This window comes from Bacillus sp. MT(2024), assembly GCF_036362845.1.
Lineage (GTDB): Bacteria > Bacillota > Bacilli > Bacillales > Bacillaceae > Bacillus > Bacillus velezensis.
This window is the reverse complement of sequence record NZ_CP143632.1, coordinates 1,413,085-1,432,810: the sequence shown is the minus strand read 5'-3', so window position 1 is coordinate 1,432,810 and position 19,726 is coordinate 1,413,085. Positions and strand designations below refer to the sequence as shown.

5 protein-coding genes are annotated in these 19,726 nt (G+C 42.9%); all 5 read right to left on the bottom strand.

From position 1 onward, the window contains the following. Entirely contained in the window at positions 1–1,116 is a 1,116-nt protein-coding gene (pdhA, locus tag VP472_RS07245) for a pyruvate dehydrogenase (acetyl-transferring) E1 component subunit alpha (RefSeq protein WP_003154530.1), read from the bottom strand. A 471-nt stretch (positions 1,117–1,587) separates the two neighbouring features. Further along, entirely contained in the window at positions 1,588–2,679 is a 1,092-nt protein-coding gene (locus VP472_RS07240) for a serine hydrolase domain-containing protein (protein ID WP_146276702.1), read from the bottom strand. A gap of 32 nt (positions 2,680–2,711) precedes the next feature. Beyond that, complete coding sequence (locus VP472_RS07235; RefSeq protein ID WP_153986657.1) at positions 2,712–6,563, bottom strand: alpha/beta fold hydrolase; 3,852 nt, start codon at positions 6,561–6,563, stop codon at positions 2,712–2,714. Positions 6,564–6,613: 50 nt separating this feature from the next. Beyond that, positions 6,614–13,993, bottom strand: coding sequence for an SDR family NAD(P)-dependent oxidoreductase (locus tag VP472_RS07230; RefSeq protein WP_146276699.1), 7,380 nt, complete (start codon positions 13,991–13,993; stop codon positions 6,614–6,616). Continuing rightward, positions 13,993–19,704 (bottom strand): SDR family NAD(P)-dependent oxidoreductase, encoded by a 5,712-nt coding sequence (locus tag VP472_RS07225; RefSeq protein WP_153986656.1) that lies wholly within the window; start codon positions 19,702–19,704, stop codon positions 13,993–13,995. Before VP472_RS07225 ends, VP472_RS07230 begins: the two co-directional genes overlap by 1 nt. Positions 19,705–19,726: the final 22 nt, after the last annotated feature.

Here is a 19,726-nt window from a genome sequence, read left to right as displayed (position 1 = left end):
TTACTTCGACTCCTTCGCTTTGTAAATTTCAAGTTGTTCTTTCAAGTTGAACGTCGGCTCTTCAAACATATTCTCAATCAGCTCTGTTACTTTCGGTTTTGATTCGCCGTCAGCCTTTTTGATAGCTTGTTTGATTTCTTCTTTGGCCTGTTCAATCACTTTGTTCTCTTCTTCTTCAGACCATAGTCCTTTGTTTTCCAAGAACTTGCGGAAACGTACGAGCGGGTCTTTTTGCTCCCATTCATTTTCTATTTCTTTCGTACGGTATTTAGTCGGATCGTCACCGGACATTGTATGAGGTCCGTAACGGAATGTAAGAGTTTCAATCAGAGTCGGACCTTCACCGTTAATTGCGCGCTGGCGTGCTTCTGCGGTTGCAGCGTAAACGGCTAGTGCGTCCATTCCGTCTACTTGAACACCTGTAATACCGACAGCAACTGCTTTTTGGGCAATTGTCTGCGCGGATGATTGCTTTTCTACAGGAGTTGAAATCGCATAGCGGTTATTCTGAACAACGAAGATCGCTGGCGCTTTAAATGCTCCGGCAAAGTTCATTCCTTCATAGAAGTCACCTTGAGAAGCTCCGCCGTCACCAGTGTAAGTAATAGCAACCGCTTTTTTACCGCGCTTTTTAAGACCTAAAGCTACACCTGCGGTTTGAATAATTTGAGCACCAATAATAATTTGAGGTGATAAAGCATTTACTCCCTCAGGCATCTGATTACCTTTAAAATGGCCTCTTGAGAAAAGGAATGCCTGATGTAAAGGAAGCCCGTGCCAAATCAGCTGAGGAACGTCACGATAACCCGGAAGGATAAAGTCGTCCTGTTCAAGCGCGAAGTGTGATGCAATTTGAGAAGCTTCCTGGCCCGCTGTCGGTGCATAGAAACCTAAACGTCCTTGACGGGAAAGAGAAATTGAACGCTGGTCTAAAATGCGGATATACACCATTCTTCTCATTAATTCTTTTAACTGATCATCTGAAAGATCAGGCATTGCGTCTTTATTTACGACTTCTCCTTCAGCATTTAAAATTTGGAACGTTTCAAACTGCTTATTAATAGCATCAAATTGTTTTTTGCTATCAACAATTGAAGTTTTTGTCTTTGCAGCCATTTTTTAAACCACCTCTTCTTTTGATTTAACAGGGTTAGGATACCGTTTAGCCATCCGTATTAAAAACAGTCTTATCATGCTCTGCAATTCTAAAATTAATCATTCAGAAATTCACATAGCGCTTAAGCAAAGATAATGACGTTTAAACTGTACTAATAAAAAAAGATTTTTTATTAGTACAATATGATCAACAACCATAGTTTACAGTAATTAAACAAAGCCGTCAATTATTTATAACCTTATTTTGAAACCGCTTATAAAACTTAAGATCATACTGCGCCAAACTGTACTATAAAAGACTTTAAACTGTATTATAAAAACGCTCTACTGTACTATAATTAAAAAAAATTACAAAGAGTAAATTAAGTTATTTAACTTCGAGGGCGGGCTTTGAGAAGATGCCGCGGGATAAAAACGGGCAGTTAGCAATCGTCCCGCCTGCCGGACAGACGGGACGATGCTTTTGTCTAATTATTCAATACCCGCCCACACGATATTCAGCGGCGTCAGCACGGCATGAGGATGAAACTCGGAAATCGGAGTGAAAAATACATACGTAAAATCTTCGGCTGGATCAGAAAACATGCCGCACCAACCCATTCCAAGATGTGAGAAGGTGCCTTCTGTCATGAAATAATGGTCACCGGCCGGCCACAAATTAATGCCTAAACCAAAGCCGCCTTCCTCTCTGGGCGCTCCGAAGAAGTAAAAAGGAAGACCGGGCTTTATTTGATTTCTCAGCATGGCCTCGACTGTTTTTCTTCCAAGCAGCTTCTTATCTTTCAATCTGCCTTTATTTCTAAACATTTCAGCCAACTTCCAAATATCTTCCAACGAAGAGTACAGACCGCTTGTCGCTTTATTCGGAAAATACGGGTGATGACTTTTTTCCAGCTGTACGCACTCGTGTTCATTGATCACACAAACTTCTTCTTTTAACGCATCAGGCACATAAAAAAACGTTCTTTCTAATCCGAGCGCTTCAATAATATGCTTTGTTACATACTGTTCGTAGGATACGCCTGTTACTTTTGAAATAATGATGCCAAGTATAACAAAGCCGGTTCTGGAATAGTTCCATGCTTCATCCACTCCGTACTCTAAAGGCGTATTGATCAGATAGTTTATCCATTCTTCCTCATTCGTTAAGTCAATCGCTTCAGCCTTTTGAATATCCAGCTCAAAACTTAATCCCGCCGTATGAGTCAAAAGGTGTAAAATTTTAATTTCTCCGAAACCCGGTTTATCAAACGCAGGCAAAATGAGCTTGACCGGCATTTTCAGATCGAGCAGACCTTTTTCGACGAGCTGCATGACGGCTACAGCGGTAAACACTTTTGTCAAAGAACCGATTTCTCTGATTGTATCAAGCTGAAATGTTTGCTTTTCTTTTTGTCCGCCGGTAAATTCCCCTAACGACTCAGCTGCAAAAACCTCGCCTCCTCTTGATATCATATAACTCGCACATTGCAGATCTCCATTGTCTATCATCGTCTGATAATGGCTGTTAAGAGCGTTAATTTGTTTCATATCAAATGCCGGATTGCTTATTGTTTGTTTCATTGCTTTCTCCCCCTGTACTGTATGTATCGTTTTCATCCCTTACTTACTGATTTCTTGATGAATTCTGACACCGCTTTATTAAATTCTTCCGGGTGTGTGATGTTCGGAAGATGCCCCGCTCCCTTAATTTTCTTTAATTCTGCATTACTCAGCAGTTTCTTCAGCCTTTTTGTTTCTTTCTGATCAACTACGCTTTCCTTCTCACCCGTAAGGATAAGCGTTCTTGTATGAATGTCTTTTAAAAAGCCGATCGTAGAATAGCCTTCTTGTTGATGTATCTTCATAAAACGTTCAATAGAAGCATTTAAGAATTGATTCCTGTATAAACTTTCATATTCATGCGATTTTCCTATAGCTATAAAATCATTTTTCAGTTTTTCCTCGACACTGCTTTCAGGGTCTTCTTCGTATTCGGTGTAACTTCCGGAAAGAATGAGTGTTTTTACTTTTTCAGGGTATTCATAGGCTATCCTCTGTCCTATCATGCCTCCCCAAGAAGCTGCCGCAATGTGGATCGGCCAAGCAACCCCTATCTCGTTCAGCACTTCGATAAAAGTCTGAGCCAGCCCGCTCAATGTAAAATCGGCGCTCCCCTCACTCAGCCCGTAACCCGGTGTGTGGATGACAATTACATTAAATTGGTCTGCCCACTCCTTCATTTGTTCTTTCCACATGTAAGCAGTGGTAGCAAAACCGCAAATCAGTAAAATTGTTTCGCCCTTACCGCTCATCAATATTTCCATATGCCGGGCATTTTCTGTGTTTGCCAGAAAATGAACCGTTTCCGTTTCTTCTGTCTGGTAAAAAGCGATGAGTTTTTTTGCGGCATCGCTTTGATCGTGCCGAAGGGCTCCTTTCTTCAGTCTGCTCCAATAATGCAAATAATCGTCGAGATGACGATTGGAAGCTGTGCCGAGTATTCGGAATGGACTTTCAGCTTCTTCCGTAACGATTGACGAAGCATCAAAATCGGCTGCAATCGCTGAATCTCTTACTAGAGGCGGTGCTGAACGGGCGGATAACGGATTGAAATCATTTTGTATTTTTTCTTTTTCTCCGTATAACACGATCAGCTGGTGGCCTTGGCCGAGAAGCGAGTGTTCAAAAGCTTTGATTCCGGCATTATTTTCTAATGGGTGAAGTCCGTACTCCGTTTTCATAATGTCTTGAATGCCGGGATCAACTGACATGCCTCCGTCCTTCCAGAAAGGCCAATTTACAGCGATGGTTTTTCCTGATCTCCCCCCTTCCTTTCTCATACATTCCCTCCACTCGGCAAAATGCTCCAGAAAACGATTGGCGTAGGCGTAATCGGCTTGACCCAGACTTCCGATTTCTGATGAGATGGAAGAAAACAAAACAAAAAAGTCTAAAGGCATATTTCTGAGCGCTTCATCCAAATGAATCACACCATTGACCTTTGATTGCAGCACCGCCTGAGCTTCTGCGTCTGTTTTATTCATAATGAAAGAGTCTTTCAACACGCCTGCACTGTAAATGACCCCGTTGATTTCGGAATAATCAGCATGAATTTTTTCCGCTAACTTGATGACCTGCTGTTTATCTGACATGTCAGCCTGGATGTAAGAAATGCTTGCCCCGTCATATCGGATGCTGTCTAATTTTTCTTCCATTTCTGCTGTCATTTTCGATCGTCCGGCAATGATAACGCTGGCTCCGTGATTTGCATAAATAAACGCTGAAATAATCCAGCCGATGCCGCTTAACCCTCCGATGATGAGATACACTCCGTTTTTTACAAACTTTGCGGCCTTTTGCCCTGGTTGCAGCGAAGCATCTTTGTATGCTGTCACCCGCCTTTTTTGATCGCCGTCATATTTCACAGCCTCATGATGTCCGGCGCTTAATTCATTGAGAAGCAAAGGTGCTTTTTCAATGGTCTGTCTTGAAGAAATCTCAACCGTTTTACACTTTATATTCGGCTGCTCCGCATTCAGCGTTTTAAAAAAGCCTCCAATCGCGGCGTAAATCGGATTTGTATATTGATCCTTGTCATGTACGAACAAAAGGTTGATGTTATCTTTTATTTTTTGACGGATCAACGCTTTGCTTAAATAAAGGATTGAATAAAAGCTGTGAGTCAAATCTAACGCTGCCTCAGTATAAGCTTTTTTTGACAGGTAATGAATGATTGACGCCGGAAACGCTCCGGACTTTTTCATATCATCTAACAGTCTGGTGTAATGAGCAGACTGCTCCGGATTAAATTTATAATGCTTTTCATTTACCATTTCATATTCAGCGGCGGCTTCCGCATAAATAACATTTTCACTGCCGATGTACTTTCGGATTTCATCACTCAATGAACTGTCGAAATCGAAAATCAATGTATTTTCCTTAGACACTTCTCCGGATTTTAATGGCGATTCTATCCATTCTTTTTGTAAATATAAAGATTCAAGCATCGGCTTTTCAGACGGCTCTTTCGTTTGCATTTTTTCTTTAAAAGCTGCGGCCGGCGTATTACGCACAGCATATTTTTCTTCTAAATAAGCTGCTAAATCATGAATATTGTTATAATCAAAAAGCAATGTCGGATACAGTTGTGTATCTAATCTTTCCTCGAGCATTTTCGATATATGAAGCAGCTGTTTTGAGTCAAGACCCAGTTCGTAAAAAGATTGATGTTTGTCCGCTTTATTTGGCGGCGTGTTTGTAACATCTCCAATAATGGATGACAGCTCATCTGTTAATGTTTTTTGACTGTCTTGGTGCTGAACTGTATCAGAGATAGAGTCTGTAACGCGAGCTCCGTATTTCTCCTGCAGATATTCTGTCAATTCACCGATTGTGGAGTAATCAAATAATAAAGTCGGGTACAGCTTTGAACCTAACATCAGTTCTAATTTTTTGGATAAGTCTAATAACTGTTTAGAATCCAAGCCCATCTCGTAAAAGGAAATATCATTCTTCACCGTTTCAGCAGGCTTTTCAATCATGCCGGCTATCTCTTGGATCAAATTATTTCTGATCATTTCTTTATTGTTCGTTACGCTGCCGACCTCTTTTGCTTTATGGGAATGCTCCAGCCTTTGTATTGATTTTTCATTTCTGACTCTTTTCACACCGAATCGTTCATAATAAAAAGCAAGCTCTCCATCAGGCCTGTATACTTCTATGTCCGCATATAAAATGTCTTTAGAAGGCGGCTGCGTTATACTGTTTTTATTAATATACACAAAACAAGATCCGGTTGTTTTATGCAGTGCCCGGAATGTCTCAATATATATAGGGATAAACGCATTTGTTCCTTCATCCGGCAAGTCTGATGTAAGGATTCCCAACAGGCTGAGAGACCCATCCAAAAATGCGGGATGCATGTAAAAGTCATCTGTATATTCTTTTGAAAGTCCGCTTAAACTGACCTCTCCCAGAATATAATTTTCACCTTCATATACCGTACCTTCCAATTTCATAAAATCTTTATGAATCAGGCCGCCCCTGCGCAAATTACGATAGGCGGCTTCAGCCTCCGAAGTCCGGACGGCCCCTTTCTTTAATGCTTCGATTGAAATTGTCTTTTCGTTTATCGCATTTTTTCTTATGATTTCCGCCTGCAAGTTGACTGACGCTTCATCTTCCGCCTTTTCAGCGACCCATTTCCTGCTTGTTGTTTCAACAAGCCAGCCATTTTCTTGTTCCGTAAACTGGAAGGTGACTTTTTTATCAAAATGGACTGACGTCGCAACAGGTTCACGGAATAAAACATGTTTGATTTCAAAACTTCGGGGTGATATCCCTTTCTCAGCTAAAAATCGTGTTATTAAATCCAGATACGTTACGCCGGGTATCGTACGCACTTGATGAAGGACATGGTCTGAAACAATATAATCGTCATGTTTGACTAATACGCTGAACCTCATGCAACTCGACAACCTTTCTTCTTTTACAAAGTAAAGAAACAGAGCAGGTGCTACTCTGTTTCATCAATAATTTCAAGAAGCCGTTTTTTATTCTGTTTGATTTGTTTTTTCCGATTTGAATCCGGCCAGTACTCTTTTCTGACAAACTCGGCAGGCGGCAGCGGAGTTCTGACGGAATGATATGAATCATCCAGGCCGCTTACCAAAAGGTGGGCGTTTGTTCCGCCAAAACCGAAAGCGCTGATGCCCGCCCTCCGTTTTCCATCCTTCCAGCTTCTCAGTTCTGTATTCGGATAAAAAGGCGACTTTTCAAATTCAAAGCGGGGATTTGGCGTTTCACAATTCAATGTAGGCGGAATTTCCTTATGCCATATTGATAAAATCACTTTAATGAAACTTGCCGCTCCGGCAGCGCTTAATAAGTGTCCGATATTGGTTTTTACACTTCCTACTCCGCAAAATTGCGTTTTGTTTGTGTCTCTTCGGAATACTTTTGTCAGAGCCTGAAGCTCAATCGGATCTCCAATCATCGTGCCTGTGCCGTGAGTTTCGACGTAGCTGACTGATCCGGGAGTGATATCGGCTTTTTCAAATGCATCTTGAATAACCTGCTCTTGAAGCTTAGGATTCGGAGTCGTAATTCCCATTGTCGCACCGTCGTTATTAATAGCTGATGCTTCAATGATACCGTATATCCGATCTCCGTCAGCTTTTGCTTTCTCCAGCGGTTTTAACAGAACAGCGCCAAAACCCTCTCCGGGTACAAAGCCGTTTGCCCTTTCATCAAAAGTAAAACACTGACCGTCCGGCGAAAGAGCTCCTCCTTCTGTTAACATCAGGTAAGGAATTTCATCCAAAAGCAGATCCGCCCCTCCTGCCAGCGCCATTTCTGAATCACCGTTTTTTATGCTTTGGCAGGCTAAATGAATGCTGACTAATGAAGAAGAACAAGCGGTATCAGAAACCATGCTTGGACCGTGAAAATTAAAGAAATGCGACACATGTGAAGCAATAAAGTTTTGACTAAGCCCGACGATGTGGCTGCTGCTTTCTTTCGGCAGTTTGTGACCGTAGCCGCCCATTCTGGAACCGACAAATACACCGACTTTTTTTCCCGATAATTCTGTTTCTTCATAACCGGCATCCCGTAAAGTCTGTACACTCGTTTCCAAGAAATGTCTTATCAGCGGGTCCGTTTGGATGGCTTTCTCCTCTTCCATGCGGAAATACTCCGGATCGAAGCTGCCGATTCCATTGATAAATCCTCCCCATTTGCTGATGCTTTTTCCCTTTTGCTGCACCGGAGAGTAATTTTCTTCAATATTCCACCGGGAATCAGGTACTTCTTTAATATGGTTCTTCCCTTTTCTCAGATTGTCCCAAAATTCCTCTTTATCAGCCGCGCCCGGAAACTTACATCCGATTCCGATAACAGCTATCTTTGCAGAGGAAGCCGTCTGCGGTTCTGTATTTCGGCTCGTCACAGACTGTATATCATGCTGATTACTGCTTTGAGAATCAGTCTGTTCGATTTGTTTTTTCAACGGCGGCGCCGTCTTACCGATATATTCCGCAAGACCATGAATCGTGTTGTGTTCAAGAAGCACAGTAGGGTCGATTTTTTTCTGAATCATTGCTTCTATACGATGTATAATGCTGACAAGAAGTATAGAATCCACACCGTATTCCTGAAAATCCGTATTTGGGTTAAGCTTTTCAAGGGGGATGCTCAATTCCTCGGCAAATACGGCAGAAAGTTCACTGACAAGCCCTTCTGAACGATCAAAAGTGCCGGGAGTCTCCTGTCTTCGGGCTGGAAATGAAGTCTTGCCGGTTTTATTGATGTTCAGGAGACTGTCTGCATGAAACACTGTTCCTTTTTTCACGATAGGAATGATATTGGCCGATTTTTTCTCCAGTGCATGATACAAAATCGCCAGTCCTTCCCGCGTGGATAGAGAGTCCAATCCCAATTCATCATATAAAGGACTCGTCACAGTACCCATTCCGACTTCTTTCCAGCTCGGCCAATTGATGGACGTGAAATACGTTCTCCCCTTTTGAAAATGATAAGCCGCGAAATAGTCCATATATGCATTTGCAGACGCGTAATCAGTCATTCCTTTCGACAGTTTGGGTGACTGTGCTGCAATTGATGAAAACAGAATAAAGAAATCCAGCGGCCTATTATTAAAAATCCGCTCCAAATTCTGAAGTCCAGTGACTTTCGGCCCGTACACCGTCTTAAATTCACTCATTCTTTTATGAATAAAGGCCGGATTTCCGCCGCTGTGCAGTCCTGCACAGTGTATGACACCGCTAATATCTTTAAATTCAAGGTTTACTTGGTGAAAGAATGAACGAAGCTTCTCTTCATTTGTGAGAGAACCGCTGTAATACAGATAGTCGACACCTTTCTCTTCAAAACTTTGAAACAGTTTTATATTGCTGACTGTCTTTTCGTCCTGTCTGCCCTCTTTCAGCAAATGATCCCATTCACTTCGCAAAGGTAATGGACGCGTACCCGTCAGCACGAGTTTTTTCACTCCCCGTTTCACCAAATCTTCAGCTATTGCTCTGCCAATGCCCCCTGTCCCGCCGGTAATGATGATGGCTTTATCCGCAGGAAATGAAACCGGCCCGCCGGTATGGATTCTTTCTTCTTCAAAATACGGAACATACCTGACGCCGCTGCGGTAGCATACTTCATTCTCTCCGGTACATTGCGCCCTTTCAATCTCAAAGATTTGTTTAAGCTTATGCGTTTCTTTCATGCTGTCTATATCTATTGTTTTCACATGAACAAAGCCGTATTCCGCAGAAAGGGCTTTCAGAAAAGCAGCTGATTCTGCACCCGTCAGCTTTGGTTTTTCCGCTTTAAATACCTGCAAGCCATTGGTTAGTTGTAAAATGGATAATGGTGTTTCCTTTTTACTCCGCTTAATTATTTCTTGTATAAATAAGAATTTACCATATGGGATGCCGTTCTGATTTTCACTCTGGTTTCCGATATCTGAGAAATCAAATATATTTTCGACCTGCCGCTCACCGCCCGAAAAGACCTCACAGATAACGTCGTATGCGTGGTTTTCATCTAATAAAGAACACTCAAACATTTGATCAGAGTGTTTTATAAATGAAGAGTGATGTTTTATGACAATCAGATTCTCCTGATCTATATCCGAACAAATGGTGCGGGCAATTGATTCTGTGTCTTGATTCACAAATACAACTGTCAGTCCGTACTCTTTTGTTTCGGAAGGATTTACAAACGGATTCTCCCTCCATTTTTTTTGCAAGTGATGTTGAAAAGAATGCTGAGGGATCTCTGCCCTCTCAGTCCTGAACGGAACCCAATAACGTTCTTTTGCAAACGGATAAGTCGGAATTGAGATCCGTTTACCCGGCTGCTGTAAATGTTGATGAACGGATTTCCAGTCGATATCCGCCCCCCAAACCCATAATTGAGCCAGCTTTTCCGCTTCACCGTTCTCAATAATGGTCTTTACAAACAATTCACCTGCTCTGCCTTCTGTTAACGCCTTCATTTTTTCAGCAAATGCATCTGATTGCTGATTAACATATACGCCTGGAACTTGCTTGTCACCGCGGCAAAACTCAGATAATTTATCTTTCATTTCTTTAAGAGAGGTACCGGTAATCGCCGCTCTGGCCTCCATCGCTTCTCTGCCCGATTGTGTAGTGTATGCCAGATCCCGTAAAACGACGCTTTCCGATTGGCCGCCTTCCATCACTTCATTCGGGAACATGTCTCTTATCGCTCCGGCATATTCCTTCAGTAAGTATTCAGTAACCGCTTGAATAGAGGGGCAATCCGTTAATTCATACATCGTGAGTTCAATATGAAACATTTCGTTAATAAAATCCGCCATCCGGCTTAATTCCAAAGGCCCTACGCCAAATTCACTCAGGTGATCAGAAATATTAATTTCTTCCGGATGGATATGAAGCAATTCCGAAACAAACGGTTTGAGTACTTCATTCACCTTTTCTTTCATATCAGGCTGTTTATCCTTTACTTCAGGACTTAGTGAACGCTGAATAAAATCTTTCATGTTTTCGGCATACTCAAGAAGACGTTCATTGTCTTTGGCAGATAACAGGACAATATGCGGTTCGTTCTCAACATGTTCTGTTGAGACGTTTGTTTCTTCATATTCTTCTATAATGATATGAACATTCGTTCCTCCGGCTCCGAATGAGCTGATTCCCGCTCTTCTCGGAACAGTTACTGTTTTTCCGTTTTCCTGCAGTTTCGGTTTCTTCCAGTCTTGCAATGACCGCTGTACATAAAAGGGAGATGCTTTAAAATCAATATTTGGATTCAAAGTCTCCGCATGTATGGAAGGAAACAGTTTTTTCAATTTCATTTGCAAAAGAACCTTTGTCAAACCGGCAATTCCCGCTGCGGCCTCAAGATGGCCGATATTTGATTTGACAGAACCAATTGAACAATATTGAGTGTGCTCCGTAAATTCCCGAAACGCTTTTGTTAATCCGGTGATCTCAATCGGGTCTCCCAGTGCGGTTCCCGTTCCGTGAGCTTCAATATAACTAATTGTACGAGGGTCAATACAAGCTTTCTGAAGCGCGTCCTGTATCAGTTCAGACTGACCATTTGGATTAGGAACCGTAAAACCGTTTGTTCTCCCTCCGTGATTGACCGCTGTCGCTTTAATCAGCGCATAAATATGATCTCCGTCCCTTACCGCTTCCGCCGCCGGCTTTAAAAGTACGGAGCCCACTCCTTCTCCCGGTACATAACCGTCACCGCCCTCGCCGAATGTACGGCATCGGCCATCACTTGCAAAGAAGCGGCTTTGATTTAATAATGTATATTTATTCGGATGAAGTGTAAGATTGACCCCGCCCGCAACAGCAAGTGTGCTTTCCCCTCTCCGTATACTTTCACAGGCTAAGTGAATGGCGTTAAGAGAGGATGAACACATTGTATCCACCGCCATACTCGGCCCCTTAAAATTAAAGAAATACGATATTCTGTTTGCTATTGCAGAAAATGGAGACCCGACGGCCAGTTCATTTCCTTTAAGTGATTCTTCAACGCCGAAAAATTGATAGCTTCCATATGTGACGCCTGCAAATACTCCGACCTTTTTGCGGGTCAGATCTGAAGGTTTATAACCCGCATCCTCTATGGTATTGTACACTGTCTCTAAAAAGAGACGTTCCTGAGGATCAAGAAAAGCCGCTTCTTTCGGTGATATCCGGAAAAATAAAGGATCAAACCGGTCTGGATTTTTCAGAAAACCTCCCCACTTATAGCAGCTTCCCTCGAGCATTTCCTTCCGGTCATCAGGAATTTCGCTTACGCAATCCCGTCCATTCATCAGCACATTCTGGAACTCCCTGATGTTTTCCGCACCCGGGTATCTGCCGCTGACACCGATAATGGCTATATCAGCAGAGAGGGGATCGGCCGCAATGTGCTCTTTTGAATCTTCTCCTTCAGAGCGTGCCGGCGCTTTTGTTTCCACCGGTTTTCTTTTTTGCTTTTTTTGATATGAAACAAGTTCAGATCTGCCGGCCGGGTTCAGCAGTTTCATCATTCGTTCGCTGTGATGACTCAGGAAATATTCGGCTAACTGCGATATTGAATGATATTCAAAAAATAATGTTTTCGACAATCTGCCGATACTTTGCTCCAGCTTTTTGGTCAGACGCATGATCATCACTGAATCAATGCCGTATTTCTCCAGGTATTGTTTTTCATCTATGAGTGAGGCCTGTAATTTCAATTCCTCTGACATTATATTTTTCAGATAACTGATGATATTTTGTCTTAATTCATCGCTTTGCAAATCGGCATCTTCCTGCTGGTCTGAATGTAAGCTGATTGTGCCGGCACGCTTCAGCACATCCTCAATCTTTTCTTTTCGGCCTTTCAGGGCAATCAGCTGTTCAGATGATTGACACAAGCTGTTCTCCAGAGCCTGTATTCCGTCACCGTCATCTAGCGGGTCAAGGCCGAGTTCCTGTTTCATGTAGGATATTCCTTCATCGTCAATATTCATCCCGCCGGAAGTCCATAGCGGCCAATTGACTGACACCACCCTTTCGGCAGACTCTTTTGCGGTCATAACTGCTGCATACTGATCCAAAAAGGCATTGGCGAAAGCATAGTCACATTGGCCGGGTGATCCGAAGACTGCCGATGTGGATGAAAACAAGACAAGTAATTCAACTTTCATTTTTTTGATTTCTTCCGCCAGCCAGAGCGTGCCATAAACTTTCGAACTTGTGACTTGATCGATTTCTTCTTTTGTCTTTCTTAAGATAAAAGAGTCACGGAGTACGCCGGCACTGTGAAATACTCCATGTAAGGTGCCGAACTGCTCTTTTGCAAAAGCAAACATCCGTTCAGCATCACTTTGTTTTGAAACATCAGATCGGATGTATTCAATTGTTGAACCTGAGCTTCTTAAATATTCGATCTTTTTTTTCTGCTCTTCAGTTAAATCAGAGCGCCCTGTCAATATGAGATTCGCTTTCCATTTTTCCGACAGATGTTTTGCCAGTATATAACCGAGACCGCCCAGGCCTCCTGTAATCAGATAATTCCCATGATGTTTCAGCGGCTGGGTTAAATCGAATGAGCTGGCTTTATTATAGCTTTTCGTAAAACGTCTGCCGTTTTCATAGCGCACTTCAAAATGGCTATCCCGTTTTTCGTCACACTCTCTCTGATATATATCAGCTATTGCTGGAAGAGCGGCTCCCGCACCCTCTGATTGAGTGATATTGATAATCTGATAGTGAAAATTGGGGTGTTCCTGGTGAACGGTTTTCACCAATCCGCCGAGAGCATGATGCAGCGGCAGTTGTTCTTTATTCTCTGTTTGAAAAATATGCGTCAGTTTTATTATATTTTTCCATTTCAGTTCAATCAGCGCCTGTGTAATATACAGAAGAGAAAACAATCCGTTTTCCAATTGTTTCTGTATACCTCCCTTACTCATGTCAGCCTGAGAATCAGACCACAAGTGAAGAATCTTTTCGGGCGGCTGATAATGATCATGAATGTATCGGAACAGCTTTAGATAATCGTCTTTTTTCACGTGGTTCATACAAATCGTATCATCATGTAAAACAGCAAATTCTTTTCCGCGGATGACAAACAAGAGAGTGCAGTCCTTAAACAAACCGCTCAATTCTTGTATTTGACGTTCATTTTCTGCAAAAATCAGGAGCAATCCCGTCAAGGACACGCTCTTCGTACTCGGAATGAACGATTCTATCCATTCCGGCTTGTAATATAAAAGCGGATAGTTCGATGCCCGTGATTTTTGATTCTGAATGGATGTCACACGGGCATAGCCTTCGTCAGCCGACATTTGTCCTGTTTGAATCAGATCAAGAATATCGCTGATTTGTTCACGTTTTCCGTTCATCATTCTTCCCCCATTAATTGTTTCAATACAGCCTTCTGATCAATATCATTGGTTTCCAATTGACGCAGGAGACGAATGAGTTCATCGTCCGTCTGAACAGTGTCTTTTTCATGACCATATCTGAATCTCACATCTCTGCACTCCGCCAGAATGCTTCCGTTTCCATCTGTAAATGTCATATGACACGTTACATCACGGCTGTTCTGCCGGTTCACTTTTTGAGTATAAACATAAAAATTTTGAGCGAGAGGCTGATAGACATCCGCCGCTCCCATTCCGATCAATTCCGGGAAGGTTTCTCCGCTGACAAAAAATGCACTGGCTTGAATCGCGGACTCAAGCGCTTCAGGTGAAATCGTACAATTTTCTCTTTTTGCATAAAGCTCATCCGGCAATGAATGAAGCGACAGCATTCCGTAACTGTTTTTCGCTGATTCAATGACAAAAGGCGCTTCAGCCGGATGTTCAGTCATTTCTGATTTGACTTCAGCAATATCAAGCGCTTCAGGAAGCATACCGCTTTGAGGCTTAACAATATGCGCATTTCCCCTGGCAAGACGTACTTTATTCTCATTTTTTGTGTTTGCATATATGTCAAACCGCGCAAAGTCACGCTCAGGCGTCAGCGTAATCATCAGTTCCCGTATATCAGTCATTCCGTTCATGCTTTCGGTCCACAATAAATCGGTCAATGTTTGAACTGGTTGTCCAAATGCCTCCGTTGCATTGACGATAGCCATTTCAGCCAAAGATGCATAAGGGAAAAAGGACACGTTTCCTTCAGACAGACTTAGTGCGAACGGATGATTACGGCTGATTTTTTTCGTGAAACTGAACTGATTAAAATCGGACGTGTTACTCCCCAAGAAAGGGTGACCCGGCTTACTCACATCCGCTGAAACAAGTGCTTCCCCTTTTTCCGCTATCCAATACCGCTGTTTGATCAGCGGTTGTCCCGGAATAGAAACCCTGCGGGCATTCCGATTCACCTCAAAAGTCTCCCAATCTATCTTTCTACCGTTTACCCATTTGGATGCTGCTTCGGCGTAATCTGAACAAACGTGAGGCATTTCATTGTGAACTTCTGATTCGAATGTATTACCGGTATAGCTCAAGCTGCTTTTTTCACCCCTGATATAAGCTGAAAGCTCTTCAGCAACGACCTGCCCGGAATCTGCCACTATCGCCAGCCGTTCTTCCATATGATCGCGTCCCGTTTGAAGTGTGTAGGCAATATCCTGAAGACGCAGTTTATGATTGTTATCCTTCGATTCATTTTCTGATAGAAAATCAGCCATAACCTTCGCATATTTTATCAGCCGTTGTTTGTCTTGAGCCGATAAAACAAAGATCACTCGGCCGCTTTGATGATCAAAAGCTTTTGGCGGTTCATACGCTTCCAATATAAGATGCGCGTTTGTTCCTCCTGCCCCAAAAGCGCTTACCCCGGCTCTCAAAGGATGAACAGCATGGCTGTTTTGCGGAATATTCCATTCAGCCGCTTTTCGCTGCACTTGAAAAGGAACCTGATCAAAATCTATAAACGGATTAACAATATCGGAATGCAGAGAAGGAACAAGCTGCTTATTCTTCATTTGGAGAAGCACTTTCGTTACCGCAGCGATTCCTGCCGCAGATTCTAAATGTCCGATATTTGATTTCACCGAACCGATGGCGCAAGGATGGTTCAATTGATAGGAATCTTTCAGTCCTTGAATTTCAATCGGATCGCCTAATGACGTCCCTGTTCCATGCGCTTCAATATAATTGACGGTGTTCGGATCAATGTCAGCTTTACGAAGCGCTTCTGAAATGACCTCCGCCTGTGCATCCGGATTCGGTATGGAATACCCGCTCGTCTTTCCTCCATGGTTAACGGCGCTTCCCTTAATCACACCGTATATCTGATCTTGATCTTCTATTGCTTTTTTCAATGATTTTAACAATACGGCTCCGACTCCCTCACCGGGAACGTAACCGCTTCCGTCTTTTCCAAAACTCCGGCATCTGCCGTCACTTGATAGAAACTGTCCCATGCTGAGGAACTTATATTTATTCGGATGTATTGACAAATTCACTCCGCCGGCTAATGCCATATCGCTCTCTCCGCAATGTATGCTTTGGCATGCGTAATGAATAGAGGTCAGTGATGAAGAGCACATTGTATCCAGAGCCAAACTCGGACCTTTTAAATGAAAGTAATAAGACACCCGATTGGCAATTGAAGAATAGACGGAAGCCGGCGAGAAAGCCACTCCATTTTCTTCTCCTTCAAATAGTTGATATTGGCCCCACATTGCACCGACAAATACACCGACTTTCATCTTTTCCAGCATGTTTCTCGGGTACCCTGAGTCTTCAAAACAATTTTTGGCCGTTTCTAAAAAGAGCCTTTCCTGGGGATCCATAAGTTCTGCTTCCCTTGGAGAAATATGAAAGAAAAGCGGATCAAATTGATCGGCTCCGCTGATAAAACCTCCCCACTTGCTGTAAGACTTCCCTTTCATATCTCTGTCTTCGCTGAAGAAATCATCCATATTCCAGCGGTCAGGCGGGATTTCTGTAATACAATCTTTTCCGCTCTTTAAATTCTCCCAAAATTCAGGTAAGTCTTCAGCCATCGGATACTTTCCGCTTAATCCGATAATGGCAATGTCTTGATGCCTTATATCAGCCGTTTCATTTATTTGGATCTCACGGCTTTTATCCTCTATGAAGGTATCTTGAAGTGCAGATTCCAATTTTTCTTTGTCACCTTCAAACACGATCAGCTGTGATGCGTTCAGAGAGAGTGAATCTTGAAAAGCTTTGATCCCATTGGTTTTACTAAGGGGAACCATACCGATTTTTTGTTTCATCCATTTTTCAGTTTGTTTATCCACTTTCATGCCGCCGTCTTCCCATAGGGGCCAGCCGATGGCTACTGAGACGCCGGAGCGTTCTTTTTTCCGCCTCATTCCTTCACGCCACTCAGCGAAAAGATCAATGAACCGGTTGGCCAATGCGTAATCCGTCTGTCCGATATTCCCGTACATCGAGCTGCTTGATGAAAACATCACAAAGAAGTCCAAAGGTTCGGTTTGCAGCAAGCTGTCCAATAAGACCGTCCCATTTATTTTCGGAGCGATCACTTCCTGAATTTCATCTTTTGTTTTTTGAATCAATAAAGCGTCGTGCGTCACACCGGCACTGTGTATCACACCGTTGATTTCTCCGAATTGCCTTTTAATGGCTTTTATGATTCGCTCTGCATCGCGGCTATCTGAAAAATCTCCTCTTATATATTGAACCGAAGAACCGCCTGCTTTCATTCGGCTGATTTTGTTCTTTTTGTCTTCCGTCAGTTCAGAACGGCCCGCTAAAATAATATTGGCTTTCGTTTGCGCTGCGATATGTTCTGCAAATATAAGGCCTAAGCCGCCGGCCCCTCCTGTAATCATGTATACTCCGTTTTCTTTAAAGGAGAAACTTGAGTTTTGAGCCGGTTCTGCTTCCCGTAAGGCACGGACCCAGCGCACATTTCCTTCATAATAAAGATCGGTTTCTCCCGGATGCGCTTCAGTTGATTCGCATCTGATGATTTCAGCTGTAAGAGCCGGCAACGATGACTTGTCTGAAACTGATATCCCGATTGTCTTAAGGGCCAGTTTCGGATTCTCAAGCAAAATAGACCGCCCTGCGCCATGGACTGAAGCGTAAAGCGGCTGATCATTTTTATGATCCGCCGGATAAAGGAAAAGCGATACAACCTTTTTTTCCGCCTTGCTGCGCATCAATGCCCGGCTGAAAAAGAATAGCGGGTAAGCCCCTTTAGAAAGCTGTTCACTTATTTTTTCCGGGCCGGCAAATGATCCTTCCGGCCACCCGTACACCACGGTGTCGGGCATTTGCCCCCTTTTTTTCAGATCAGCTGCAAGCCTGTCAAAGTGGGCTTCCTCCCTGTGATCTATCTCATAAACACCGTCTCCGTGATAGGAGAAACGATTCCCTGATAAAACGAGAATGATCTGTGTATTTTCGAATCCATTTTCAGCATTTTCCCGCATAAAATGAAAAAGCTCTCTGTCATATTGAAACAGCAGACATGTTCTTTTCTTTTTATTTCCGCAATGCGGGTCCCAAGCGGCAGCCTTTTGTCTCCAATACGGCGTTAAATAGGTCAGAGCCGTATGATTCTCTCCATGATGAAGAGGGAGGTCTTTGTCAACGGAAGTCTTTTCGCCGCTCTCCGCAAAATAATTTGCAAGTTTTTGAATCGTCGGATACTCAAACAATAAAGTAGGGTACAGTTCCCTGCCTGTTTTCTCTTCCAATGCTTTTACGGCTTGCATAAGTGTTACGGAATCCAGGCCTTGTTCATAAAAACCTTTTACCACAGAGAGTGTTTCAGGGGCAGTCCCTTTGATGTCTGCGATCAGCTGCTGAATGTCTCCTTCTGTTATAAGAGCGGAAAGATTTTCGTTCTTACTTTCTTTCATGTCAGGCTTTTCAGCCGGTTGATTTTGCGTTAAGAAATAACTGGACATTTTTTGATTTTCTTTAATATACGCGGCGAGTTCCCGGATCGTTTTCTGCTCAAACAGGAGTGTAGGATACAGCTGTTCCCCTGTTTTGTTTTCAAGTTCTTTGACAATGGCAAGCAAAGAAGCGGAATCCAGGCCTTGTTCATAAAAACCAATGTCTGTCCTTATGTCACGCAGATCTAGATTTGAAACCCCGGATATTAATTCTTTAAGGTGTGTCTCAATGCTTTCGCTTCGATCTATGATGGAATCTTTTCTGATCAGGCCGTCTTTTGGCTGAGAAGCCGCTTCAGTTTCCAAACGAGTCTGCTTCAGATTTTCAATTAAATCTTTTGAGCGAATATGTTTCACAGACAGCCGCGTAAAATAAGCGATCATCTCCCCGTGTGCATCGTACAAACCGTAACTGACTTGGATGACATCCCCTGAATCATGATGTTGGTCTTGCTTCTCTATGTACACATAACACCTGTCTTCCAGGCGCTTCGTCATACGGAAAGATTCAATATGAATGGGAATATACGTTTTCATCCGGCTTGCCGGAGATCCTTGTGTAAAATATTCGGGACATGCCTGATAAAGGATCGATATGATGGTAGACGCATCAAGAAAAGTGGGATGCAATTGAAAATAGCCGGTATATTGTTTGGCAATTTGGCTGAGCGACAACTCTGCAAGTACAGAATGATCAGACGCATAAACCTTCCCCAGACTCTTCATAAATTCAAAATGCGCTATATCAACCTTTTTTAAATAGTCATAACATATCTCCATATCGGCTTCACGGACGGAGGCATGTTTGATTTCATCGATATGAATTGAACTCATGCTTTCCGGGAATTTCTGCATGAGCCTGCAGTTCATATTCTCATCCCAGCTTTCATCCAGAATGCGGTCATCTTTTACCTTTCTGCTCTTCGCCTGAATTTCCCATCCCTGTTCCAATCCCTGAAAACGGATGCGGATTTCTCTGTCAAAAGTATCCGATGTTGCTACGGGTTCCAAATACAAAATATTCTGACACTCGAGTTCTTCAATAGGCAAACCTTTGCTCAGCGCCATACGGTATATCATATCTAAAAATGTGACACCGGGTATAATCCGGGTGCCATGCACCCGGTGATCCCTGACAATATAGTCCGTATGTTTAATTGTTAATGTGAACTGATAGTTTTGATTACTGGCCACCTGTCTCATTCCTTTTCTTTTC